Annotated in this window: 21 protein-coding genes and 4 pseudogenes; 20 read left to right on the forward strand and 5 right to left on the reverse strand. The window is 38.7% G+C overall.

The annotated features are described in order from the left end of the window. Positions 1 to 61: 61 nt before the first annotated feature. The 9 genes from JEU79_RS13195 to JEU79_RS13235 all read left to right on the forward strand — a co-directional run bounded on the left by JEU79_RS13195 (position 62) and on the right by JEU79_RS13235 (position 9,271). Entirely contained in the window at positions 62 to 1,441 is a 1,380-nt protein-coding gene (locus tag JEU79_RS13195; protein WP_246540277.1) for an ATP-binding protein, read from the forward strand. Further along, positions 1,438 to 1,698, forward strand: coding sequence for a hypothetical protein (locus JEU79_RS13200; RefSeq protein ID WP_198264478.1), 261 nt, complete (start codon positions 1,438 to 1,440; stop codon positions 1,696 to 1,698). The genes JEU79_RS13195 and JEU79_RS13200 overlap by 4 nt, the downstream gene beginning before the upstream one ends. Next, the gene (locus tag JEU79_RS13205; RefSeq protein ID WP_198264479.1) at positions 1,695 to 2,327 is read left to right on the forward strand and encodes a CIS tube protein; all 633 of its coding nucleotides are present in this window, start codon (positions 1,695 to 1,697) and stop codon (positions 2,325 to 2,327) included. The genes JEU79_RS13200 and JEU79_RS13205 overlap by 4 nt, the downstream gene beginning before the upstream one ends. A 41-nt stretch (positions 2,328 to 2,368) precedes the next feature. Continuing rightward, a complete protein-coding gene (locus tag JEU79_RS13210) occupies positions 2,369 to 2,653 on the forward strand; it encodes a LysM peptidoglycan-binding domain-containing protein (protein ID WP_198264480.1) in 285 nt (94 codons plus the stop codon). Next, the gene (locus JEU79_RS13215; protein ID WP_198264481.1) at positions 2,653 to 3,795 is read left to right on the forward strand and encodes a phage late control D family protein; all 1,143 of its coding nucleotides are present in this window, start codon (positions 2,653 to 2,655) and stop codon (positions 3,793 to 3,795) included. Before JEU79_RS13210 ends, JEU79_RS13215 begins: the two co-directional genes overlap by 1 nt. After that, positions 3,795 to 4,616: a phage baseplate assembly protein V gene (locus JEU79_RS13220; RefSeq protein ID WP_198264482.1), complete on the forward strand. Its 822-nt coding sequence runs from the start codon at positions 3,795 to 3,797 to the stop codon at positions 4,614 to 4,616. Before JEU79_RS13215 ends, JEU79_RS13220 begins: the two co-directional genes overlap by 1 nt. A gap of 1 nt (position 4,617) precedes the next feature. Then, positions 4,618 to 5,019, forward strand: coding sequence for a GPW/gp25 family protein (locus JEU79_RS13225; RefSeq protein WP_198264483.1), 402 nt, complete (start codon positions 4,618 to 4,620; stop codon positions 5,017 to 5,019). Between the two features lie 113 nt (positions 5,020 to 5,132). Continuing rightward, entirely contained in the window at positions 5,133 to 6,356 is a 1,224-nt protein-coding gene (locus tag JEU79_RS13230; protein WP_198264484.1) for a hypothetical protein, read from the forward strand. A gap of 26 nt (positions 6,357 to 6,382) precedes the next feature. Further along, a complete protein-coding gene (locus JEU79_RS13235) occupies positions 6,383 to 9,271 on the forward strand; it encodes a baseplate J/gp47 family protein (RefSeq protein WP_198264485.1) in 2,889 nt (962 codons plus the stop codon). A gap of 123 nt (positions 9,272 to 9,394) precedes the next feature. Here the strand turns inward: JEU79_RS13235 and JEU79_RS13240 are convergent. The 3 pseudogenes from JEU79_RS13240 to JEU79_RS13250 form a co-directional block, all read right to left on the reverse strand. Next, positions 9,395 to 9,667 (reverse strand): annotated as a pseudogene (locus tag JEU79_RS13240) (transposase); the annotation flags it as partial. Between the two features lie 203 nt (positions 9,668 to 9,870). Then, positions 9,871 to 11,029: pseudogene (locus tag JEU79_RS13245) on the reverse strand (IS3 family transposase). Between the two features lie 68 nt (positions 11,030 to 11,097). Beyond that, positions 11,098 to 11,760 (reverse strand): annotated as a pseudogene (locus tag JEU79_RS13250) (IS1595 family transposase); the annotation flags it as partial. 178 nt (positions 11,761 to 11,938) lie between these two features. Here JEU79_RS13250 and JEU79_RS13255 point away from each other — a divergent pair. The 5 genes from JEU79_RS13255 to JEU79_RS13275 all read left to right on the forward strand — a co-directional run bounded on the left by JEU79_RS13255 (position 11,939) and on the right by JEU79_RS13275 (position 16,390). Beyond that, positions 11,939 to 12,535, forward strand: coding sequence for a transposase family protein (locus JEU79_RS13255; protein ID WP_198264486.1), 597 nt, complete (start codon positions 11,939 to 11,941; stop codon positions 12,533 to 12,535). 60 nt (positions 12,536 to 12,595) lie between these two features. Continuing rightward, positions 12,596 to 12,985 (forward strand): hypothetical protein, encoded by a 390-nt coding sequence (locus tag JEU79_RS13260; RefSeq protein WP_198264487.1) that lies wholly within the window; start codon positions 12,596 to 12,598, stop codon positions 12,983 to 12,985. 62 nt (positions 12,986 to 13,047) lie between these two features. Continuing rightward, the gene (locus tag JEU79_RS13265) at positions 13,048 to 13,272 is read left to right on the forward strand and encodes a hypothetical protein (RefSeq protein ID WP_198264488.1); all 225 of its coding nucleotides are present in this window, start codon (positions 13,048 to 13,050) and stop codon (positions 13,270 to 13,272) included. Between the two features lie 328 nt (positions 13,273 to 13,600). After that, the gene (locus JEU79_RS13270; protein ID WP_246540584.1) at positions 13,601 to 15,241 is read left to right on the forward strand and encodes a phage tail protein; all 1,641 of its coding nucleotides are present in this window, start codon (positions 13,601 to 13,603) and stop codon (positions 15,239 to 15,241) included. A 39-nt stretch (positions 15,242 to 15,280) separates the two neighbouring features. Continuing rightward, complete coding sequence (locus tag JEU79_RS13275; protein WP_246540279.1) at positions 15,281 to 16,390, forward strand: DUF6519 domain-containing protein; 1,110 nt, start codon at positions 15,281 to 15,283, stop codon at positions 16,388 to 16,390. A gap of 16 nt (positions 16,391 to 16,406) precedes the next feature. Here JEU79_RS13275 and JEU79_RS13280 read toward each other — a convergent pair whose 3' ends face one another. Continuing rightward, on the reverse strand, positions 16,407 to 17,165 hold the full coding sequence (locus JEU79_RS13280) for a hypothetical protein (protein ID WP_198264491.1): 759 nt from the start codon (positions 17,163 to 17,165) through the stop codon (positions 16,407 to 16,409). 263 nt (positions 17,166 to 17,428) lie between these two features. Continuing rightward, positions 17,429 to 18,079 (reverse strand): Eco57I restriction-modification methylase domain-containing protein, encoded by a 651-nt coding sequence (locus JEU79_RS13285; protein ID WP_214660566.1) that lies wholly within the window; start codon positions 18,077 to 18,079, stop codon positions 17,429 to 17,431. A 115-nt stretch (positions 18,080 to 18,194) separates the two neighbouring features. On the opposite strand from JEU79_RS13285, the gene JEU79_RS26530 reads away from it, so the two are divergent. The 6 genes and pseudogenes from JEU79_RS26530 to JEU79_RS13310 all read left to right on the forward strand — a co-directional run bounded on the left by JEU79_RS26530 (position 18,195) and on the right by JEU79_RS13310 (position 24,549). Then, positions 18,195 to 18,452, forward strand: coding sequence for a transposase (locus JEU79_RS26530; protein WP_246540280.1), 258 nt, complete (start codon positions 18,195 to 18,197; stop codon positions 18,450 to 18,452). Between the two features lie 57 nt (positions 18,453 to 18,509). Further along, positions 18,510 to 19,142, forward strand: coding sequence for an IS3 family transposase (locus JEU79_RS26535; protein ID WP_246540586.1), 633 nt, complete (start codon positions 18,510 to 18,512; stop codon positions 19,140 to 19,142). Beyond that, the gene (locus tag JEU79_RS26540) at positions 19,135 to 19,353 is read left to right on the forward strand and encodes an integrase core domain-containing protein (protein ID WP_246540281.1); all 219 of its coding nucleotides are present in this window, start codon (positions 19,135 to 19,137) and stop codon (positions 19,351 to 19,353) included. The genes JEU79_RS26535 and JEU79_RS26540 overlap by 8 nt, the downstream gene beginning before the upstream one ends. A gap of 219 nt (positions 19,354 to 19,572) precedes the next feature. After that, positions 19,573 to 20,608 (forward strand): annotated as a pseudogene (locus JEU79_RS13300) (IS3 family transposase); the annotation flags it as partial. Positions 20,609 to 21,070: 462 nt separating this feature from the next. Next, a complete protein-coding gene (locus tag JEU79_RS13305; protein WP_198264494.1) occupies positions 21,071 to 23,104 on the forward strand; it encodes a hypothetical protein in 2,034 nt (677 codons plus the stop codon). Between the two features lie 17 nt (positions 23,105 to 23,121). Beyond that, positions 23,122 to 24,549, forward strand: a complete 1,428-nt coding sequence (locus tag JEU79_RS13310; protein WP_198264495.1) for a hypothetical protein — start codon at positions 23,122 to 23,124, stop codon at positions 24,547 to 24,549. Positions 24,550 to 24,614: the final 65 nt, after the last annotated feature.

The following is a 24,614-nucleotide window of genomic DNA, read 5'->3' on the forward strand; positions in this document are numbered from 1 at the left end:
TTAAATGCAGCAATAATACTCAATAATGAATATGCACCGGGTATAAATTATGGGTGTTGATATGAGCACAGAAATTCAGGATTCTTTGACTGAAGAAATAAAGCATGCCATGACTTTGCAAGTGGAATGGCAGCGTATTGAAATTCTGGCACAATGTCTATCGGATACCCGTCTAGGTCGAGAGCCAACAGAAGCGATATTGAAACAATTACGCCATGTTCAGCAACAAGTTGAACAGCTTCGTAGCAAAAGCAATTGTTGGAAGGGTTTAGCAGTTGATGGTTTATCTCCACTGGCTTTGGACTTGTTAGCCTGCGTTTATGCGGCGGCAATTAATCCCAATGTGGCCTTAATTTTTAATGATTTACAGCAGGGGCAAAGTATTTATCCCAGCTTAGCTTTTTTGCATCATTTGTTGTCACTTGAAGACTATGAATATCTATTAGCACAGCAATTACTTGATGAACAAGGCGTATTGATCAAAGACGGATTTTTGCGTGTAGAAGGTGAGGGGCCAATGCGAAGACTACAGCCGCATCCCAATGCGATTGCAATCATCAGTGGCCTAAAGCCAACAGCATTGCGTATTCCCGGTGCTGTGCAAATTGAGATCGATGCTAGCTGGGATGATTTAATCATTCCTGCACCGCAACGAAAGATGTTACATGAATATCTGCTCTGGGTAAATTATGGCAAGAAAATTGTAGATGAGTGGGGAGCAAGAGTGGTTGGTGGACCGATTGCCTTATTCTCCGGCCCTTCAGGAACAGGCAAAACATTTGCTGCCAGTGTCATTGCTAATGCATTAGGTTGGGATTTGTACCGGGTCGATCTAGGTACTTTGATCAGTAAATATATTGGGGAAACTGAGAAAAATCTCAATGCCTTATTTGATGCCGTACAGGGACAAAAAATTGTTCTACAGTTTGATGAAGTTGATGCACTGATGGGCAAACGAGGTGAAATAAAAGATGCCAGAGATCGTTATGCCAATATGGAAGTCAGTCATTTACTTTCTCGCATTGAACAACATCATGGTCCCTGCATTTTAACGACCAATTTACGCAAACAGATCGATCAGGCATTTCAACGACGGTTTCATTTTGTGATGATTTTTCCACGGCCGGAAATAACAGAAAGAGTGATTTTATGGCAAACATTAATCCCACCTAAAGCACCTGTTGATAAGGATGTGGATTATCAGATGATAGCGGAAGCGGTGTCATTGACCGGTGGCGAGATCCGAAATGCTGCGAATCATGCTGCCATCCTGGCAGCAGCAGAGAATAGTGCAATTAGCATGAGCCATATTGCTATTGGTGTCTGGCGTGTATTACAAAAAATGGATGGGCAAACACGGCATAAGCAATTAATGCAATTGCAAAAATTTCTACCTGAAGATATTATCTTTGGTGATTCAATTTCAGGGACTGGGAAATGAGCCAACATAAAACAGCACAGGTTTTTATTGATAATGTCACTATACGTGTGCCATCGGGATGGCAGGGTGATCCTAATCTTTTGGCAAGAAAAATTGCGGAGCAAATACAAGCTCAGTCAACAGAAATACAAAGCGTAAAGCAGTTATCATTAACTTTGCAGGGACATTTCATGGTGCAAGATATTAATGCGATTAGTGAACAATTATCCAAAAAGCTATCTGAACAACTATCTAAAACCTCAAGAGGTCAACAATGATAAAAACGATGCAAGGAATGTTATTGGAATATGCCTTGAGTCTACCGCCTCTGGCTGTTGAGTTTGAGTTTAATCCAGAATCCTTAACGCGTAGCCGTACAGTCACCTTTGATGGTAGTGCTTTGCCTATCGCTGATTTTACCACTCCGGGTGAAAGTAACCGCATTGGGCAGGCGGCATCCGCTGCCGCAGAAACAATTAACTTTAATATCTTATTAGATGCAACCGATAAACTCAGTGACCCTGCTCATGCGATGCATGAAATTGCAAAGCGGTCAGGTGTTGAACCAGAGATTGCTGCTCTGCGTAGTATGTTAGAACCCAAAGTGAATGGTCCCGACCCTTTTCAAATAATGAGCTCTTTAGGGGGCGGTAGTGCACATGCTCATGAAAGAAATGAGCATCTATCAGTCTTACTCTTTGTTTGGGGTAGCCATGTACTGCCGGTTTTTATGACTAGTTTAAGCATAGAAGAAATGGCACATTTGCCACAATTACAGCCTTATCGTGCCAAGGCCACGATCAGTCTGCAAGTATTAGAAAGTAATAATCCATTTTATCAGGCGGAACAAGTACAGCGCATGATATTGTCAGCGGCAAATTTGATAAATTCACCCTTAGCATTTTAACTCAAACTCTAATGTCAAAGATAAAATAGAAGCAGAAAGTCATGAGAAGAAAAGGATCAAGATATGAAAACACCACTGCGTTTAGTGAAGCGAGTCAATTTAAAGGTTATAGAGAGCGTCAGTTAAATTTACCTGACGGTATACTTGAGCATACTGTATTGCATACCGATCGCATTGATCTACTTGCGAATGCCTATTACAAGAGTAATCGTCGTTGGTGGCGGATTATGGATGCCAATCCAGAATTCCTTTATGGCTTTGAATTGTTGGATGATGATATGCAGGGCGATGTGATTGCGATACCAGCTTCAAGAGAGGCAAAATAATGAGTTTGGCAAGTCTGTTGGGTCTTACTACTCGTGATACAGGTGAATGTATTATCAAGATCGGTGGTAGCGAGTTTTCAGAATTTTATCAAAACTTGCAAACCACGACGATCACGCTCAAGCGCCGAGATAGTAGTGAGGCGAGTTTGACCTTTTCTATGTTAAGAGATGCACAAGGACGCTGGCCATTAGCAGAAGACCCGCGCATTCGTACTTGGGCTCAGGTCGAAATTGTTGTTGTTTTTGGTGATGTTGAAGAGCCTTTTTTTAGTGGTTATATTCGTGAAATATCAACGGATGTACCAGAAACAGGGAGTATAGCGAGTGTCACCTTAAATTGTCAGGACATATTTGCTGCAATGGATCGAAATTGTAAAAAAGTGACCTGGGATGAAGGTCGTGATTCTTTAGATATTATCCGAGAAGTGATAGCACCCTATGGGCTGAGTCTGGATACTGATTTGTCATCAATGCCTATTGATAATACCCATCAGAACAAAACGGATTATCGCTTTATAAGAGAGTTTGCTGAGGAAAAAAAATATGAATGGTATTTACGTGATACATCCAGTGGTTTACGGCAGTTATATTTTGGACCTCCTCGCTCAACAGCGGACTCAAGTTTACCTAAATTAATGATACATGCGGGAAAAGCAACTAATTGCTTAACATTTAATGTCGTTTATGATGGCTATCAACCGGATTCAATTCGAACTTCTACAGCGCCATTAACTGGGGCTGAAATTGAGCAAAATAATAGTGTGCCGGATCTTGAATTATTCGGTAGTCAAAGTGCAGACTCAAGCAATAGTGGCTTAGATGATTTTAGCTGGTGCTTACCTCCGGGTAGCGGCAATAATGCTGAACAAGCGAATAGCAATGCAAAGGGGCAGGCAAATGCTCGTTCCTTCAAACTTAAAGCCAGTGGCAGGCTCGATGGTACTGTGTATGGTAGTTTGCTATTGCCGGGCAAGGTTGTTTCAGTGGGAGGCACGGGAAATAATAATGGTAAATGGTATGTTGATACCGCAGTACATAGCTTCGATAGTACAGGTTATTTTGTGAACTTTGAACTAATACGCAATGCTGCTGCGGGTGACGAAAGTAGTAATGATGAGCATATTCTGGCAGGTATTCTTTAATGGAAGAAGCAATCAATCAATTAGTTGTGGAGTCTCAGGAAAAATATTTTGGAAAATATCGAGGCTTTGTTGTGGATAACAATGATCCGGAAAAGCGTGCTCGTGTCACTTTGAAAGTCCCCTCTATTCTGGATGATAGTGTCAGCCATTGGGCTGAACCTTGTTTGCCATTTGGGGGACTGGCCGATCAAGGCTTTTTTTTAGTGCCGGAAATAAATGCCCAAGTCTGGGTTGAATTTGAAGCAGGCAATATTGATAAACCCATTTGGACTGGTACAACTTGGCAACAAAGTAGTGATGTGCCTCAAGAGGCGGCTGATCGTTCGCCGCAAATGCGGCAATTAAAAACTCCATCCGGACATATCTTATCTTTTGATGATACTGAGGGTGGAGAAGAAATTCGTCTTTATCATGCCAAAGACGCAGAATTAAAAATTGATCCCGATGGGGTGGTGCAATTAACCGATGCATCCGGTTCAGTGGTACTTATGGATGCAACAGCTTCGGCAATAAAAATATCAGACAGTAGTGGCAATACCATAATGATGGACTCTTCTGGCATTAAAGTCAGTGATAGTAATGGTAATGAAATAACCATGGAAGCAGGTGGGGTCAAGGTGAGCAGTAGTGGTACTGTGAATATTGAAGGAAGCATGGTCAATGTCGGTGGCAGTGGTGGTGAGCCGCTGATTAAAGGGCAAAGTTTTCTCAGTTTGTTTGCCACCCATATGCATACCACAACGGCACCGGGTGCACCTACCTCACCTCCCATACCTCAGGGTGAATTTTCAACACTCAGTATGACCAGTATGGTGAAATAAAATGGCCAGATTAACTCGAACAAAAATTAATAATCGTGACTATATGAGTTTTCCTTTTACTATTGAAGCAAATGGCTCAACGCTGAGTAGTAAACAGCAGCATATACGAGAAATGATAGAACAAATTATCTTTACCAGTCCGGGAGAGCGCTGGTACCGTCCGGAATTTGGTATTGGTGCAATGGCCTTAGTGTTTGAACCTAATCAGGCACCGATGCATGAATTAGTTAAAAAACGCTTGCTGGCAACATTAGCAGAAGCCTTAAAAGGTGATGTTTTAGCTGAATCCTTAGAGGTTGATGTGCGCGGTGAAAACGAACAATTGAAAATTTTAATCAGTTATCAAATGGCGGCGTTACAATTTACAGAAAAGCTAGAATTTGTTTTAAACAGTGATGAATAAGCAGAAATTTATGGATAAGCAAAAAATCATGGCCAAAGATACAAATGTTTATAGACAATTTGTCTATAAACACTGCTTTGCTAATATAGCGTGTTTCGGTATTGGAGGTCAGTATGGCTGGTGAACCTCGAGTCGAATTGAAATACACCGAAGGTTGTGGTGACTGTGGTCAACGTCATGTTGAACTACCGGCAACCTTAGTGGATATAGGGGATGATTTTGACTGGGATGTCAGAGACTATGATGGCTATCGCCTGTTTATGCTTGAAGAATTGGCTGCGCGTTTTCCAGAACGAAAAAACTGGACGCCTGCTGATATGGAAGTGATGTTAGTTGAAACCCTTGCTGTCGTCTTAGATCAATTATCGGATATGAATGATCGTATTCAGGCAGAAGCTTTTTTAGAAACAGCCAGACGTCCGGATACCGTGCGCCGATTATTGGCAATGATAGGTTATAAAGCAGCCTTACATACTGACAAAGCCTTATTAGATGAAATTGCCGTCAATAACCCTGAATTTGATGATAATAAAAAACTAGAAATGCTCTGGAGTTATTATCCTCACCTGATGGCCGAGGCTAAAAAAGCCGGACCTCGTTCTATTCACCAGCAACATCGCATGGTGACTCAGGATGATTATAAGAACCAATTGCTTGCTCATCCTTTGGTTTTAGATGTTGATGCCTACACGCGATGGACAGGTTCATGGTATGGCCACTATGTGGTAGTACGTATTATCAATAATATGAGTCTGGATGAAGTGTTAAGCAAAAGCAGCATAGCGCCAGATGCAGAAGGTGATGAAGAACGCAATGATATTGTTGAGCATTTTAATGAACAACTGACAGAATTTTATCAGTCTCAGGAAATTGATTTATTACCTGATGTTGAAGGTAAAACGTCTCGCTATCTATTACAGCAGATCATTGATAGACAACGAATGATAGGACAGGAAGTTATTTTGTCTGATGTGACATTAGTGGGTATTGTGCTTTCAATTTCTGTGCGTATAAGCGGTGATTATTATCGCTCTGAAATTAAAGATGCAATCAATGAAAGCTTAATCAATCAGAGTGATGGTTTTTTTGCTCCGGGCTATTTTCAATTCGGCGAAGACGTTGTGGCAAGTGATGTTATTGAAGTGTTAATGAATCTTGATGGTATTGACTCAATCTGCATTAATCGAATGAAACGTATTGGTTCAATCTATTCTGATCAGTCAGGCAGCGGTCGCATTGTACTTGAAGGCCATGAGGTGGCGGTTCTTGATAATGATATTAGTAAGCCAGAGTTAGGGGTACTGAAAATAAGTTTACATGGAGGCAAGTCAGGATGAATTTATCTGAGTATGATAAGCAACCATTGAACAAAAAAAATGATCTGAGTCGTTGGAATCGTGCGGGACTCAATGAATTTAGATATATTGATGGTAATGCCATTAGCTATCTGGAAACCTTGAGACAAGAATTGCTTGAGCAATATGAGAACAAGGGCATACTGACCTGGCAGGATTTATTAAATCGATTTCCCGTTGCTAAAAATGAAACCGCTTACCAAAATAAAAAACGTTTAAATGCACAATATTATGATGAGCGACGTGATTATGCCTGGGAAATCCTTAGAAGCTTTTCACGCAGCGCCCATGTTTTGGGTGAATATATCAATGCTTATGCTAATGAGTCTTATCTTCCCACTGCACAGGAATGGGACAATGTTAGAAAGTTAGTGGCATTATTAGATTACATACCATCGCCACCCGCTTCAGCAGAAACCTATATTGCCTTGCTTTACAAAGATAATAGCAATGGAATTGTGGATAAAGGCTTTGCAGTAAAAAACAAACCAGACAAGGGTGAGTCCAGTGTGATTTTTGAGTCACAGGATAACTTAGAGGGCTCATCTCTCATTAATAAATTGTATTTAAAAAATTGGAATAAAAATAAGACACAATTAAAATCACTACAATCATTCAGGCTTATAACAAAAAATATTATTCGTTTTACACTTTCTGATGATGCAGTGGAAATTAATAACGGTGATGTGGGGGTTTTAGCAACAGCACAAATTGGTCTTCCAGTTCGAGTCATCAATATAAGCAATAATGCTTCAGGGAAATCTGTATTACTCAGGAGTGCGCGAACATTACCTGCCAGTTTTACTTTGCACAATTCAACGCTGTATCTTCAGCCTGAATTTACGGCTTCACCCTTGCCCAATGGTATCAATAGTGCGGAATTGGATAATGAAATCTCAGTCGCTACAAAAGACATTATTTTTTCTGAAAAAGACGGAAAATATACTGCCAGAGAGGTTGCTGCGGCTAAGAAAAACAAGCTGCAATTTAAGGCCGGTGATGAGCCCTTACAACAAGGTGAAAAAATTCATCGCCTGAGAACCTTAAAGGGTCAATGTAATTATGATATTGATGCGGGTAAGCTTTATTTACTAGCCAATGATTATAATAATGAGGCCATTGTCTTTATCGATAGTCAATATAATGAAGTGGCCAATGCAGATGATATTGTCAAAAAATCAATTAATAGTGAAGGTGAAATTGATATCCCATCGGGGAAAATTGATTTTCACTATATCAAAGGTAATTTTGGCAATGAAATTTATTATGCGGATAGAGAAATACAAGCTGAAATACTTCGCGTGGGTTCGTCTAAAGTCACTGAAATTAGCTTTTCCGGTCAGTCAGGTAACCTAGAGTCACAGCAATGGGCATTGATTGAACATCAGGATAAAGAAAAACAAGCTTATAAAATTACCCGTATTAATGCTGATGAAGATAGTTTTTCACTGCGTCTTGATGGTTTAATAAAACCGATCAAATTAGTACGCTCGGCATTCAAGCTGGCATTGAAACATAAAAACTATAATGTGAATTCTGCTTTATCCGGTTATTCAGATGCATCGGGATTGAATACCATTCTCAAACTGGAACAGAATCAAGATGCACGTAAAAATAACAAAAAATTATTACTTGCCCTGAGTTTAGGGAAAAAAATAATTTGTGCTTGTGATACCCAGGCCATTACTGTTGAAATTAAAGATGTAAAACAAAGCGCTCAGGGCATAGCACTTTATGTCAGTCCTGCTTTTCATAATAACACTGCCTTCACTCGTCACAATACACAAATTTATGGCAATGTTGTGCGTGCAACCCACGGGGAAACTCAGGCAGAAAAAATTGTTGGCAATGGTGATGCCTCACAAAGTAGTCAATGTTTTTCGTTATCATCAGACACTATTTCATGGGTCGCAGATAGTGCCTTTAATACCGGAGTACGTGCCGACTTAAGCTTGCGTGTCGGTCAAAGAGTCTGGCAACAAGTTGCCGATTTATCAATATCTGCACCCGAAGCGCATCATTATCAAGTACAAGTCAATGAAGATAATCAGCTATCAATCTGCTTTGGTAATGCTAAAAACGGTCGTCGTTTACCCACAGGTATTGATAATGTCCGAGTACGTTATCGTAATGGTTTTGGTGAACAAGGCAATCTAGTAGCCAATGCATTACAAAAAATTGTTCGCCCTCATGTATTAATTGATTCTTTTATCGCACCCTTAGTCAGTCTTGGTGGTGCTGAAAAAGAAACCTCAAGCTCAATGCGTGAAAATGCGCCGCAAACAATATTGACCTTATCAAGAGCCGTTTCATTGGCAGATTTTACGCACCTTGCTGCTTACCATAGTATGGTTTGGCAGGCTAAAGCATTTGAAAAGATGCCGGATAGGCCGGGACGTGCAAAAATTGAAATTGTTGTGGTGAGTGCCGGCGGTGCTGTTTTTGCTGCTAATTCAGATACTGCAACATTGATTCAGAATTACCTGCTGGCTCACGCTGCACCGGGGACACCTATCAGCGTTTTATCCTATAAGCCTTTATTAATGCAAGTTAAAGTTTTCATTATGATTGATGAGCAGGCCTACGACAAAAAACAGGTTGAGTTAGCGGTTAAAGAACACCTGATAAAACAATTGCAGCTGAAATCACGAAAGCTGGGACAGGCTTTATTTCGTAGTGAAGTGATTGCTTTACTGGAACAAGTTCCCGGTGTTGAAAATGGTCATTGTGAAATTTTAAACTCAGCCTATAGTGCTCTCCCTGAAAAAGAAAAACCCGCTTTTTTTAAAGGGGATGATGGCAAAATCCGTAAACTTTCGATACAAGCGGATCAATTACTTTATTTGGATAATAAGCAATATCCGATTCAATTGATAAGTCAGAATTATGAGCCATAAGAGCTAGGTGTAAGCGTTAAATGCTAAAAAATGGAAAGAAAGTGATAGGAATCAATGATGAGCAATACTGATAATAAAGCAAAAAAAATTCAGCATTCAGAATTGCTGTATAACATTTCTTGATTACCCATAAAGCTCCGCCATTTTTAGGAGCTTTCCATTCATAGGTGGCGTTTTCATCGCCACGCATAAAAACCTTGGCATCATGTCTTTTAAGTTAAAGCGTCTATTAAACCGATAACAAAATTCAGCAAGATACCGAGGTAAATGTTTTGAGTTAATGGAATGATAGCTTCCCTTCATAGAGTTTTTAATATTACCTATCATAGTGTTAACCCAGATAAACTCAATTTTATCAACACTTGCCGCACCACCACCCGTGACGATTGGAACATGCTTACTACAGTGGACCCCATTGTCAAGACAGCTTTCTCAAATATTAAGATATAATTCTGTTGGTTATTTATAGTATTAGTCTTATCCACATATCCACAGGTCTGCCAGTAGTCCAGAGACGCTTGCGATATATCTCAGGGCTACTGGCTTGGCCTGTGGATATGTGGACAAGGCGGTTGCCAGTAAAGTTGATTATCCTCTCATCATGCTGCCCGTTTTAAGTCTGGAACAACTTCTTTCATCACGCCATAGATCTCTGCAGGCGTTTTTCCACCGTGTGTACTGTGTGGTCGTTCATGGTTGTAAAACTCAAAATATTCCTTTAATGAGCTCTTTAGCTCATCAATACTTTGGTAATCCTTGAGGTAAATTTCCTCATATTTTACACTTCGCCAGAGTCGTTCAATCATAATGTTATCCATTGCTCTGCCTTTGCCGTCCATGCTGATTTTTATATCATTGGCCTTTAGAACACCTGTAAATGCTCTGCTAGTATATTGAGCACCTTGATCCGTATTGAAGATTTCTGGCTTTCCATATCGTCGCAGTGCTGTTTCCAGACTACTGATACAAAAGCTTTCTTCCATGCTGGTTGACACTTCCCAGGACAGCACAAAACGGCTACTCCAGTCCATAACAGCACTTAGGTAGACAAATCCATGTGGCATCCGTAAATACGTGATATCTGTGCACCAAACCTGGTTATTCCTATTAATATCAATTCCTTTGAGCAAATATGGATAGAGGTTATTTACTTTGCAAGGCTTGCTGGTATTGGGTTTTGGTGCCACTGAAACCAATCCCATGATCCGCATAAGCCGTTGAACTTTTTACGATTAATTTTATAACATTTCAATCTTAATGCATTACGAATTTGACGACTGCCATAGAATGGATGTTTTATGTACAACTCATCAATCAAATTCATTAATGTTAAATCTTTATTTTGCAGAGGCTTTTTAGGTTGATAGTAATAGCTTGAACGGTTCAGGCCGATAAGCTCACATTGTTTTTTGATGCTCAACTGAGGGTGCTCTTTTTCTATGCAACACCGCTTTTCTGCTCTACTCAGTTGAACATCTTCAACTTTTTTTTGACAGCCAGTCAGCCTCTACTTTTAGTTGACCTATTTGGCTGTACAGGTGTTCTTTTTCCTTTTCATGTTCAGCATCTTTATTCTCTAATTTTTTTTGAAAAAGTATCGGCTGCACCATCAAGCATCTGCTTTTTCCAGCTATTGACCTGGGTGGTGTGCACTTCAAATTCTGACGCAATTTCTGCGACTGTTTTTTGACCTTTCAAAGCCTCAATGGCTACTTTTGCTTTAAATTTGTTGTTGAATGTTTTTCTTTTTGTGCTCATTTTTTTGTTCCCCGTTAGGTTAGCTCTTATATCTTAACCTATTGTCCAGTTTTCGGGGTCCACTATATACAGTCAGCTTCTTTAACCGCAGGAAAACAATTTAACCCATCTGAGTAAACAGTACTTCCAGGTGTTAAATGAGTTTGTGCCCATCGTTTTATTTCACTGGATTTAAACCCTTTAAGCACATTTAAATTCATTGCAATCGGGTGTCCATCTTCATTAGTAGAAACGGCTGCAACGAACGGTGTTTTATTTTCTGAACCACGACCTCTGGAGCCGCCTCTGTGCTCACCACCCCAGTAGGCATCATCAATTTGAATGATGCCTGATAAAGGTTTACTGTCATCACGTTCTTTCATAACCTGCATGATCTTTTGTTTCATACTCCAGGCTGTATTGTAGCTTACCTTAAGCTGTCTCTTTAATTCTAATGCTGAAACCGCTGTCTTCAATTGAGTCATAAGATGAATCGCTAAAAACCACTTAGATAAAGGCAGTTTGGTACTATCAAATATTGTCCCACAGGTTGCTGATGTCTGATGATGACAATGGTGGCACTGATAAAGATGGCGATGTTCTAGAGTGCAATAAGTCTTATTGCCACACTCTGGGCAAACAAATCCATCAGGAAATTTCCATTTAAATAAGGCTTGTCGGCACTGTTTGTCAGTGCCATAATCATTAAAAAGCTCAAATAAACTACAGCAATTCTCGCTGAGATGAACAATTGAGTTGTAGTGGTGCTTACCAAGCAGAAATAAAAAAACTTTTCGCAGTAACTTTAGCAAAATTAAAAAAATCAAATAAAAAGCTTGCATTTTGAGAAACAAGAGATCAAACTCTTGTTTTTCAATTGGTTGAATGACTTCATGTTAAAAAATATTTCCCTTTTATATGCTTGGTACTGTGAATTTTGGCCTCTTTAAGTCATTAAAAAAAAAACATTTAAGTTTTTCTGCCCTGAAACAGGCCATCTCACTGCACTTTCATGCAATCAAAGATAGCCGAGTACAAGGAAAGTGTGATTACAGTCAACATGATGTGCTTATGAGTGCTTTTGCCTGCATGTATTTTCAAGATCCCTCTTTAAGTGAATTTCAGAAACAGATGGAAGAGGAACAGAATCAAAATAATTTACGCACTCTTTTTAATGTTGAAAAAATTCCTAAAAATAGTCAACTAAGAGACATTTTGGATCTCATACCCTCTAAAACATTTGCACCTGCATTTAAAGATTTATTTGAACGACTCAGACGACATAAGCATCTTGAAGAGTATGCCATATTACCCAACACATTGCTTTGTGTTATTGATGGCACGCAATATTATTCCTCTAAGCAAATCCATTGTGACTGTTGTCTTCATAAAGAACATAGAACGGGTGAAATAACCTACAGTCATGCTGTTTTACAAGGTGCCATTATGCACCCGATAAAAAACAAGTGCTCCCTGTCATGCCTGAAGCAATACAAAATACGGATGGTACAAAAAACAGGATTGTGAAAGTAATGCAGCCAAACGTTTTATAGCCAATCTAAAAAAGCACATCCAAGACAAGGATTTATGATTTGTGGTGATGGTTTGATGTCACATCAACCTATGATAGAAGATATAATTGAAGAAATGATGCATTATTTATTGGTTGCCAAACCTGGTGATCACACATATTTATTTGAATGGCTTGAAGCATTTTCTGAACTCCCATCAATGGACTGGATTGACGAAAAAGGGCACCAACATCATTATCGATGGAAAAATAATGTCCCTTTACATGGCGAAAAAAATGCCATTGAAGTTAACTTTTTTGAATATACCCTCACCAATACCGCAGGGAAAATTATCTACCGAAATAGCTGGGTCACCGACATAAAGATCAGTGAACATAATATTCAAACAATGACCCAGGCGGGTCGATGTCGTTGGAAAATAGAAACGAATGTTTCAACACATTAAAGAACCAAGGCTATCACATTGAGCATAATTATGGTCATGGGAAGAAGCACCTGAGCTTTAATATGTATCTGTTAACCTTGCTGGCTTTTTATTTCCATCAAATTTTTGAATTAACCGATGGGGCTTATCAAGCTTGTCGTAAAAAGTTTGGCTCTAAAAAATTAATGTGGGAAAAGTTCAGAGGGGTTATTACCTTTTTTGTGATGGACTCCTGGGAACATTTAATGGATTTTTTATTGTACAGAGACGATTATGAGGAGATGAGACCTGTAAAAATAAGAAAATAAACCTATTTTAGGGAAAATGCGTCGATTAAACGCAGCATCTCCCGTGCCTGCTATTTAGAAAGAAAGAACAAAAAAAATTTTAAAAAGCATCAGGCAAACAAAAAATGCTGTTTTCAGCTTAATTCATAAGAATAAGTTACTTCACCGAGTTTTGCTGAATAAACTATAACCTTCTTGAAACTGAATTTTATTTTTTGACATCATTCTACTCCACACATAATCTATACTTTAATTATAGTATAATTATAGTATAATTATAGTATAATTATAGTATAATTATCGAAATATGGCGGAGCTTTGTGGGTAATCAAGTAACATTTTGCCCTCCGTGTATCGAGAGCAAGATAAAACTCAGGATCTCAAGAAGTTTCTTGCCGGCTCAGGTCTTTTATTAGATCAAATTCAGGCTACTTTATTACAACGTTATGCTGATATTTTTCCCGATTCAGACCAAGCGTTTGACCTTGATTCTCAAAGCTGGTTATTGCCCTATATTGCGTCACTATTGGATGTACGTCTTGTTTCACCTACTCTGGATGGGCAACGAGCAGAAATTGCCAATGCAATCTCATGGCGAAAGGCCAAAGGCACACTGAGTGTAGTCGAAGCCATTGCAGAAAAAGTAGGTGGTATGGAAGTTGTGGTACATGAAGGCTGGAAGCGTGTTGCAAGTACCGCACGGCTTAATATGCCTGTACTGCCATTAAGTACCTATGGTTATAAAGACAATGCCCACAATCGTCGCTATGAAGTTGATTTCAAGTCTTTTCAAGGCTCAGGAATATCACTGACAAATCCAATAGGACAGTATGATCATGCCCCCTTATGGGCAAGACATCCCGGCCTACCTGCAGGAACCGTTGATTTAAGATGTCAGGGCGGGGCAGTTAAAGCTGACGTAAATAATCCGGCGGCCAGACATAGCAATATTGCAGCCAAGCAATATCATTGGCGTCAAAGTTGTTTACATGGTGCGCAAACGTGTCGTTCTGGACATAGTGTTTTACCCGTTGACTCACTACAGACAGATTGGATCCCAGGTTATTTTGATGACCCATCAGTGAGGACTGTTGATTTCAGGCGTTCTAATTGGCGACAGGGGCATTTTCACCCGAAGAAAATACTCTTGTTTTCAGCAACTCATGCGGGATTTTTTCCAAAAGTTAGTCCTGAGAGAAGTTTTATCTGGAGTAATTCTTTGGCCCAAGACAGTGATTTTTTAGAACATGTATCAGTTGAGAGAGTCGTCGATAAAATTACCTTTCGCAATAAATCTTTGGATGAAACTCACTTTAAGCCCCTAAAGATCCGCCAGCGAGTAATGCTGGAACAAGTGCCAAGCGGTACTGGCCCAGTTAATCCCTCAATTTGGCGTTTTGAAGGCATTATCTTTTCACATACGATTGAAGTGGATTCGGGACGTTTGGAGCTGTTTCGCTGTGCGGTACTCGCTGCTGAAGTACATAGTACTGATTTACAAACACCGGTTCTGACGGCCGATGATTGCTTGTTTAAACGTGTACAAGCAGCGAAGGGCTTAATCAGAATGCAATATAGCACTGTATTGACGACCACTATTGCAGAAAACCTTCAAGCCAGCGCTTGTATTTTTAGTGGTCTGATTCGCAGACATCATGATCCTGATAGTTTACCTGGAGAAGGCTGTGTGCGTTATTCAACTGTCCTTGCGGAGCAATCTTGTGGGGCACTCCGGTTTTATCAACATCATAAATTATCAGCTGTTTTTTATTCCAATGACTATGGTCAGCCCGGCTGTGCCGTGCTTCACCCTGCTACACGAGATGAAATTGCGATGGGCGCAGAAGATGGTAGTGAAATGGGTGCTTATCATCATCTTCATCTGATGGCGCGTCAACAAGCAGTGATAAAAAAATTAGCTGATTTTATACCGGTAGGAATGACACCCGTCATTATTCCTGATGCTTCGCTACATGATTTACCGGGATAATTTAATCATTAAAATTGTACAGACAAATAGGACGTAGGCATGAAAACCCAAATCTCGCGTATTAGGAAAAATACGCAAAAAAATTATTCATCTATAAGTCATCAGCAAGGAAGAATGCTGACGGATTCTGATTTGACAGAACAAGCCTTATTATCCAGAGATCGCCTGAATCAGGTTTTATATGATGTCATTGGTAGTGGTACGCCACGACATAATGCTTTATTACAACTGAACGATGAATCGGGAGAACCAGTGCCCGAATTGCATTGGGGCAATAATGGTGGACGTGTTTATGTGGATGGTATTGCTGCGGATGTTCGTCCGAGTGATTCGGCAACAGAAACTGATAGTTTTCAATATGAACATCAGCTTTATTATCCCATGGGTGACAATGCGTCCCTATTACCGATAGAAACACCCTATAGACTATACCTTGATGTTTGGGGTCGCAGTATTACCTGGCTGGAAGATGAAGACTTGCGTGATCCGGGTTTGCATGGCGCAGATACAACGACGCGTACCCAAACACTGGCTCAGGTAAAATGGTGTCGTGCTGATATTGATCCCTTGTGTGTAGAACTGAATCCGGCAATAGGTAATTGCAGACTTAAACTCATACTACGTAGCTTATCCAGTAGTAGCGATCTCTGTGACCCCTGTGCGAATGAGCTAGAATTGAACGATGCAGTGGGTAATTATCTGTTTCGGGTTGAAGTGCATGATGTGCATTATGATGAAAATGATCAAGCAGATGCACTGGTGCTGAAATGGTCCTCAGAAAATGGGGCAGAAGCTTATAAAACCGCTGATGTACCGCCTGACTTTTCTAATAATCAATATGTCTATGAATTTTTTGATGACATCAGTGAAAAACACTTAGGTGTTCATTTAGCGCGTGATACAGACAATAAACGCTTCATTGATGGCAAACGCGCAGATTTACAAGAAAATTTTTCTGCTACTTCATCGGCGTCAAAGGTCTTTGTTCGACGCTGGGATGGCTGGTGTAAAATTGAAAAAATAACGACGGATAACTGGCAAGTGACGGCGGGTATAGAAGGCAATATCGATCTAACATCTGGAGTCGGCACAGGAATCCCCGGACATGTGACCAAGCCGATAAACAAAGGTGTTGATATTTTTGTATAAAAACACCCATATTTGCTCAAAGTAATGAATTTCCAAGTTTAGAAATAGTTTTTAACAATGCTTGTCTTTTGATTTTGTTATCTTCATTATGTGCTACTTCACTTAATGCTGATAACTCTTTATGTTTCTTATTATCTGCATCAAATTCTGGTAAATTCATGTGTTTAAACACATTACCCACTTGAATTGAAATATTATGACTATCAATAAAAGCTTGTACTGTAGAGCTGTTTAGTAAACCACAAAGATAATAGGCTGGCTCTGAATCATAAAAATCAACAAAAAACAATTTGTGGTCGGGAACAAAAACTTTTTGACCACTGATAGGATCGTTACCTTTTGTAATGACTGCCGCTCTAAATGATTTATTGCCAGGCTGTTCAGGCCATACCACTTTAAATGGTGCGAAAGTATAACTGCCAACATTTGAAATACAGAAATAAGGTGCGTGTTCTGTCATTCGTTTGCTATATGTTGATCTTAAAATAAGCTGGTCTTGATAGGTGCTAAAAAATCCTTCACACTTTGGTTTGTCTTCCATGTCATTTTCACAATCTTCTAATAACTGTTTTGTGATCCCCTTATTAGGCACCAGTACATATAAATCTTTTTTTGATTGAGACATAACATTCCTGTATATCTCCAGCCCCTTAACTAAAGGATATAGAAAATCAGGTTCTATCCAAAACTTTCTTGCTGGTTTTACTTTTTCATTTCTTCCAAAGTCAGGGCAGGTTTTAATTTGCACCAAATTATTATTTTTTATTTGTATCAATAATTTTTACAAAATAAATACCATTTAATTCTGTGGTTACTCCTTTTCTGCCGTTAACCCAAGTGCTTGCACCAGTGATCTTTTAAATGCTTTAAAACCACCTTTCGGTGTAATAGCCCATGGTGAATCACCTCCCGTAACAGGGGTTGCCTCACACTTATCAATGTCAACTGAATCAAGAGCTTCTTGTTTTGTGAGGTGAGCAGGGATTGCTTTTTTATTTCCTTTAGCCGCTTCCCATATAGCATAGGGTATAGGATATTTTATTGTGTTACCTTTGCATTTTTAGCAATAAAAATAGCTGTTTTATTGGCTGCATCAGGAAATGGCTTTAAAGCTTTTAGATCATCAATCCCTACAGGTTGAATGATCTGATTATTTCCGATATAAAATGATCGAAAACCTGCTGAAGATGGTGATTGAAAATGAGTTTGCGTGATAACAAATGCTAAAATTCCGTCTTCATCTTTGAGCCATTTATCTGCAACGGTATAGGTGATCATTCCTGATATATCAAGTTCATTTCCACCATGAAATTTTGTTTTTGAGAAAATTCCATAATGATCACAGGTTGGCTTTATACGTTCACGGTATAATTCGGGTAATTTTGACCATCTGACCCAAGGTGGATTACCAACAACCACATCAAACTTTCCTGCAATAGCAGACCAGAAGAAATTACGCACTATACGAAACCAGATACCATTCCAGTTTCTTTCATGTAAATCCAGAATTTTTTCATAAGTATGCTTGAGTGGTGATCTCCATTCTTTCATTTCATTGGATGTAATTAATTTTTTTTGTATTAATTTTTTTTCTGTCTCACGCCACTGAGTACTTTTTGAAACTAAATTATCCATTAGTAAAAATACGGAATCTAAACGACTTCTATCAAAAGCCAATTCTGAAGGCAATAAAATTTCAAGATCGGCTACTTCACTACCAATTTTATAAGAGACAATTATAGTGGACCCCGAAAACTGGACAATAGGTTAAGATATAAGAGCTAACCTAACGGGGAACAAAAAAATGAGCACAAAAAGAAAAACATTCAACAACAAATTTAAAGCAAAAGTAGCCATTGAGGCTTTGAAAGGTCAAAAAACAGTCGCAGAAATTGCGTCAGAATTTGAAGTGCACACCACCCAGGTCAATAGCTGGAAAAAGCAGATGCTTGATGGTGCAGCCGATACTTTTTCAAAAAAATTAGAGAATAAAGATGCTGAACATGAAAAGGAAAAAAGAACACCTGTACAGCCAAATAGGTCAACTAAAAGTAGAGGCTGACTGGCTGTCAAAAAAGTTGAAGATGTTCAACTGAGTAGAGCAGAAAAGCGGTGTTGCATAGAAAAAGAGCACCCTCAGTTGAGCATCAAAAAACAATGTGAGCTTATCGGCCTGAACCGTTCAAGCTATTACTATCAACCTAAAAAGCCTCTGCAAAATAAAGATTTAACATTAATGAATTTGATTGATGAGTTGTACATAAAACATCCATTCTATGGCAGTCGTCAAATTCGTAATGCATTAAGATTGAAATGTTATAAAATTAATCGTAAAAAGTTCAACGGCTTATGCGGATCATGGGATTGGTTTCAGTGGCACCAAAACCCAATACCAGCAAGCCTTTGCAAAGTAAATAACCTCTATCCATATTTGCTCAAAGGAATTGATATTAATAGGAATAACCAGGTTTGGTGCACAGATATCACGTATTTACGGATGCCACATGGATTTGTCTACCTAAGTGCTGTTATGGACTGGAGTAGCCGTTTTGTGCTGTCCTGGGAAGTGTCAACCAGCATGGAAGAAAGCTTTTGTATCAGTAGTCTGGAAACAGCACTGCGACGATATGGAAAGCCAGAAATCTTCAATACGGATCAAGGTGCTCAATATACTAGCAGAGCATTTACAGGTGTTCTAAAGGCCAATGATATAAAAAATCAGCATGGACGGCAAAGGCAGAGCAATGGATAACATTATGATTGAACGACTCTGGCGAAGTGTAAAATATGAGGAAATTTACCTCAAGGATTACCAAAGTATTGATGAGCTAAAGAGCTCATTAAAGGAATATTTTGAGTTTTACAACCATGAACGACCACACAGTACACACGGTGGAAAAACGCCTGCAGAGATCTATGGCGTGATGAAAGAAGTTGTTCCAGACTTAAAACGGGCAGCATGATGAGAGGATAATCAACTTTACTGGCAACCGCCTTGTCCACATATCCACAGGCCAAGCCAGTAGCCCTGAGATATATCGCAAGCGTCTCTGGACTACTGGCAGACCTGTGGATATGTGGATAAGACTAATACTATAAATAACCAACAGAATTATTAATGTGGCTATACTTAACCGGACACACAACTTAAAATAACTAAAAGATAAAAAGTGTGACCTAAAATGAATGATCAAACAAAAAAACCGAATAAAAGCTATACATCAGAATTTAAAGAATCAGCTGTCAAATTAGCTAATGAGACGGATCAACCTGTTTCTCAGACTGCCAGGGAGCTAGGTGTTAATGTAAATACTCTACATACCTGGATCAGTAAATATTCCAAACCGGTGAAGACGGTAGCCAATAGAAGTGATGAACACATTTATGATGAAGTAAAACGTCTGAAAAAAGAATTGGCAAAAGTGATTCAGGAGCGTGATTTATTAAAAAGGCCACAGCGTACTTTGCAAGGGAAACTTTGTGAAGTACGCATGGATAACTGATCAGGCTAAAGATTACCCGGTAACGATTCTGTGCCGTTTTATGGATGTTTCCCGTAGTTGCTATTATGATTGGGTTAGCTCTCCTAAAACGGATAGAGAGAAAGAAAATGAAGCGCTTACTGAGCAGCTAAAAAACTGTTTGAAGACAGTCGCAGAGACTTATGGAACCCGTCGTCTTAAAAGAAAACTGGCTGAAAAAGGCGTTCATATAAGCCGCCGGAGAATTGGTCGATTAATGAAAAAAGCCGGTTTGTTTTGTAAAACGAAGAGACGCTTTAAAGCGACGACTAATTCCAAGCATAATAAGCGTATATCTCCAAATTTACTGGAAAGAGAGTTTACTGTCTCTCAACCTGATCGCTACTATGTGGGTGATATTACCTATATTGCCACCAAGGAAGGCTGGTTATATTTAGCGGTTGTCATTGACTTATTCTCTAGGCAAATTGTTGGCTGGTCGATGGATGAGCGAATGAAAGCCAAGCTAGTCAATGATGCTTTACTGATGGCCATATGGAAGCGTAAACCAATGGATGGATTGCTTTGGCATACTGACCGAGGTAGCCAATATGCCTCTGATAGTCATAGAAAAATATTGTCGGATCATAACATAATTCAGTCTATGAGCCGCAAAGGAAATTGCTGGGACAATGCTATTGACGGCCATCGGCTCCTCAGCCTGTGCCGTGAAGATATTGAGAAAGATCATTACCGTTGTGAAATATGGGTGAATGGAACGGGTCCAGAGGTAATCTCTATCTGTTTAAAGTTAACATAGAATTAAAATGATAGGAAATACAAAATGACAAAAATCACTTGAAACAGCCAAAAAAATATTTAGAAAACTGTCCGGAAAAGTGTTGACACATCATTATATCTTAATATTTGAGAAAGCTGTCTTGACAATGGGGTCCACTGTAATCTCTATGATAGATTAAAAGACCACCTGCGCAGTAAAACCTTTTGTGCGCAGTTTTCCAGTAATGAATTTCCTGCTTATCCATTTAATAAAGACAAAAGTTGTCGTGCAACCTGGTTTACGCCAGAGCTACTTGATCATATTCGCCTACACCCTAGTGGTCAGTTTATATTTTCCTGGCAAAGAGAGAGTGCGAGAATTTTTGTTTTTAAATCTTTAGAGGATGAGTGTAGCGGTGATCTTCATGGCTATTTTGATGTGCCACAATTAGAAAAAGGCAGTATTTCAGATATAGTTTTTGACCAAGATAATAATATTTATATTGCAGCAATTATGCACAATGAAGATACTTTGTTTGCCAGAGGAGAGTTAAAAGGCCTTAATTCAAAAGGTTTTGATTTAAAAGACTGTCAATTACAAGTTGATTGGAAAAGTAGCTTTATCTGTGGTGTGAAAATTGTCCAAATGTCACTATCACCCTGGTCAGATAATAAAATATACGCAACGGCATTATGTGAAGGTGTTTATTTATTAGAACTTGAGAGTATTTTTGAACAAGAAAAAATCAAAAAAGAACCTGACTGGATATTTTCAGCTACAGGTCATATAGATTTTGATGTTAAGACCAATCAGATTTTTGCAACGGCATATCATGAAAATTCAGATAAAGCTGATAATCAAGATAATACAGCCTGCAATAAAGGTTTTTACAATAGCATTGTAGTTTTTAATCGGGAGAAAACAAGCACTGATAATAATTTACTTACATTGGTTCTGAACGTTAATAAAGAGAATGTCAGGGGGAGTGATGGCTTTGTTTTAGCCCAAACTAAAGTAAAAAATCAAGGTGATACTCTAAAATCAGTACTCTATATTGTCATTGATGAAGATGAGCCTGATGGTAAAAAATCGCTTTGTCGATTTATGCCTGAAATGATAACAAATGATAAAAGAAATACTCTCTGGTTAGGCGATAAATATCATTCTTTGGACAATTCGGGGCGTGTTGCCCTAAAATATATAAACTATGAAAATACCAATGGCGTATTGCTGAGTCGTTATTCAATGCATGATTTGCAATACATTCCTCATGATCCAGAAAAAAGCAAACTATTAAATATTCCTGTGCAAGCAGGCCCTATTGATCTGCTTGCGAATGCGGATAGCAAAAAAATATACGTGTTAAATTATATTGGTCAGTCAATAACGGTTTTAGACTATGATTTACAAGCCTATGAACAAGGACGTGCTGCACTGGGTCAATATCGAGATGATGTGATTCGGGCATATTACGCATTGTCATCCGGTGTGCTCCAATACCTTAAGGATTGCTTCTGTCATCACTTGTTGGTTGAATGCCCTGAGTGTGATGAAGATGAAAAAGTGTATTTGGGCTGTTTGAGTATTGAAGATAATGAAATTAATCATATCTGTAACTTTACTAAGAGAAAATATGTAAAATCTTTTCCTACGATTGCCTATTGGTTATCCATTCTACCTATTGCCCCTTTATTAGCCTGGTTGGTTGAAGAATTCTGTTGCTTGATTTTACCCAACTTTTTCAAACAGCGTGATCCCACGCGTGCAAGCATTAGCACCGAAAGTCTGGGACTTGGAAAAGCGATTTTAAATGCGAATCAATCCAATGTCATCACAGAGCTGACGACTCAAGGAAAAGAGTTAGCAAGAGATAGTATGGTTAAAGTGATTGGAGCAGGTTATAAAGATAAAAACTCCTATCAGGAAGTGGCCATGCTGCAATACACTTATAAACCGGGTGTTATCAATAAACCTATAATGAAAGGGCGATATGATAAAGAAATAATTGCTAAAGTGAATGCCATTGATATGGATGCAATAAAAAACAAGAAAAAAATATACACATTGGAAGAAAAATTAATCAATTTAAATGAAGAAAAAACATTAACAGAATCACGTATCTCTCAAGTTGAGCTGGATAAATCAAAAGCAGAATCTGAGGTTATTAATTTAAAGCAACAAGTTAATAATTTGCAGCAAGAAAAAATACTTGCAGATACGCGTTTTCTTCAATTAGAAAATAACTTGGAAAAATTTCAATTAGAAGTCTTGCCCGTGCTTGAGGCAGGAAAATCCATAGAAGTGATAGAGGGCATAAGTAATAAAGATAAATCAATTTTAACAGAAAATAATGTTGTCTCTGTTGGAGGGCTGGCAAAAATGAATGCACTTGAATTGAAAAAAATGGGCGTTAAGGAAACTGATGCAATAATGATGATTAAAAATGCACAAGGACGAATAGAAATCAAATAAATTTAAACTGAATAATAATGTCATTACACGCAATTGCTAGCAAGAAAACAGCAGCAACAACATCTGCTAATAAATTGCGTGTGTCTAATTCTCAACATTTAAAACAAGAATCAAATAAACATTCAAATCAAGGGCAAGCACAATCAGTTTCGTCGATATTATCCCGTCAGAAAATACCGGAAAAGTCCAAGTCTGAAAAAAATCAAATCAAACAACTGTCTAAACAGTCACAAACTCTACCTCAAGAAACATCGTTAGACTCATTTGATCAGCAAGTTAAAAAACAAGCTGATGATAATGAATTGAATGCTCAAGAGACTAAGACGGATGATGTTGTTGTTGAATTACCAGAACAAGAGCCTGTAGTCGCAGAACAAATTACAGACATAAAAAAAGTGAATTTAGACGGCTCTTCTGACGAGGCATTATTGTCGTTTACAGCAGCTTCGGCATCCAGCATGGCAATGAGTCAGCCTGAATTAGGGCAATCCTTAGACAGTAAATTAAATAATGAAGCAAAAGTAGAGTCAGAATCTGTACCTGCTTTAATTGCACGGGCAAGTGGTCAGGAATCGCTGGCAATGGTTTCGCCTGAACTTGTTGCGAATGATGCATCATTTGATCCCAAATATGAAGCTAATAATGATAGTGCAGATAAACTCTCTGTTGATGAACATACTAGTTCAGGTCAAGCTCCTGACAATAGTGATAATAAAAAATTATTGGACAAACAAGAGAGTAGTGGGTTCTTAGATTGGTTCCGAAATAATTTTGGACGTTTTATGTCTCGTATTAAAACCAGTGATAGTGGTTTGAACACCAGTGCTGGTGAGCGTCAAAAAGTATTATTACAGGGGAATGCTGATCTTAATCGTAGTCAAAATGTCCGTTCTGAATCAAATAATAGTCTTATCAAGCAGCGTGATCAAAGTATTAATTTGTTTCGTTCTCATCCAGGGCAGGGAAATATTAAGGCCAAAGCCGTTAATGAAGAGAAAAAAGTAGCACCAAAGGCTGAATCAAGTGTTGAAGTTGTTCAAGAAAAAGATTCAGGCATGGCTGACTATGCTGAAATGCCCCTGCCGGAAGATGTAAGAACGAAAAGTGACGAATTATTACAAGCCTCTATCAATAATAATCTGGCTGATGCACGCAAACAAACGCAAAATGCTGCCAATGTTAAAGAAACCGATAAGCAACAAACAATAACTAAGGCTGAGGCTGACGTTCAATCATTAAATCAGCAAGCAGATAATGAGCAAAAATCAATTGTTATTGAAAATCGAGGCGTGGTTGCTGAACAACAACGACAAGGAATTAAGGACGCGAGTGATACAGTAAAAGCATTTGATAAAGACGCTCAAGGTCAACAAAAGACATTAAGTGACTTGATTACCCACAAAGCTCCGCCATATTTCGATAACTATACTATAATTATACTATAATTATACTATAATTATACTATAATTATACTATAATTATACTATAATTATACTATAATTATACTATA

It is taken from the genome of sulfur-oxidizing endosymbiont of Gigantopelta aegis (assembly GCF_016097415.1).
Lineage (GTDB): Bacteria > Pseudomonadota > Gammaproteobacteria > GRL18 > GRL18 > GRL18.

Excerpts from the sequence above, each read along its gene's own strand:
- JEU79_RS13195 (WP_246540277.1), top strand. The coding sequence starts at position 62 with ATGAGCACAGAAATTCAGGATTCTTTGACTGAAGAAATAAAGCATGCC.
- JEU79_RS13200 (WP_198264478.1), top strand. The coding sequence starts at position 1,438 with ATGAGCCAACATAAAACAGCACAGGTTTTTATTGATAATGTCACTATA.
- JEU79_RS13205 (WP_198264479.1), top strand. The coding sequence starts at position 1,695 with ATGATAAAAACGATGCAAGGAATGTTATTGGAATATGCCTTGAGTCTA.
- JEU79_RS13210 (WP_198264480.1), top strand. The coding sequence starts at position 2,369 with ATGAGAAGAAAAGGATCAAGATATGAAAACACCACTGCGTTTAGTGAA.
- JEU79_RS13215 (WP_198264481.1), top strand. The coding sequence starts at position 2,653 with ATGAGTTTGGCAAGTCTGTTGGGTCTTACTACTCGTGATACAGGTGAA.
- JEU79_RS13220 (WP_198264482.1), top strand. The coding sequence starts at position 3,795 with ATGGAAGAAGCAATCAATCAATTAGTTGTGGAGTCTCAGGAAAAATAT.
- JEU79_RS13225 (WP_198264483.1), top strand. The coding sequence starts at position 4,618 with ATGGCCAGATTAACTCGAACAAAAATTAATAATCGTGACTATATGAGT.
- JEU79_RS13230 (WP_198264484.1), top strand. The coding sequence starts at position 5,133 with ATGGCTGGTGAACCTCGAGTCGAATTGAAATACACCGAAGGTTGTGGT.
- JEU79_RS13260 (WP_198264487.1), top strand. The coding sequence starts at position 12,596 with ATGATTTGTGGTGATGGTTTGATGTCACATCAACCTATGATAGAAGAT.
- JEU79_RS13265 (WP_198264488.1), top strand. The coding sequence starts at position 13,048 with ATGTATCTGTTAACCTTGCTGGCTTTTTATTTCCATCAAATTTTTGAA.
- JEU79_RS13275 (WP_246540279.1), top strand. The coding sequence starts at position 15,281 with ATGAAAACCCAAATCTCGCGTATTAGGAAAAATACGCAAAAAAATTAT.
- JEU79_RS26530 (WP_246540280.1), top strand. The coding sequence starts at position 18,195 with ATGAGCACAAAAAGAAAAACATTCAACAACAAATTTAAAGCAAAAGTA.
- JEU79_RS26540 (WP_246540281.1), top strand. The coding sequence starts at position 19,135 with ATGGATAACATTATGATTGAACGACTCTGGCGAAGTGTAAAATATGAG.
- JEU79_RS13310 (WP_198264495.1), top strand. The coding sequence starts at position 23,122 with ATGTCATTACACGCAATTGCTAGCAAGAAAACAGCAGCAACAACATCT.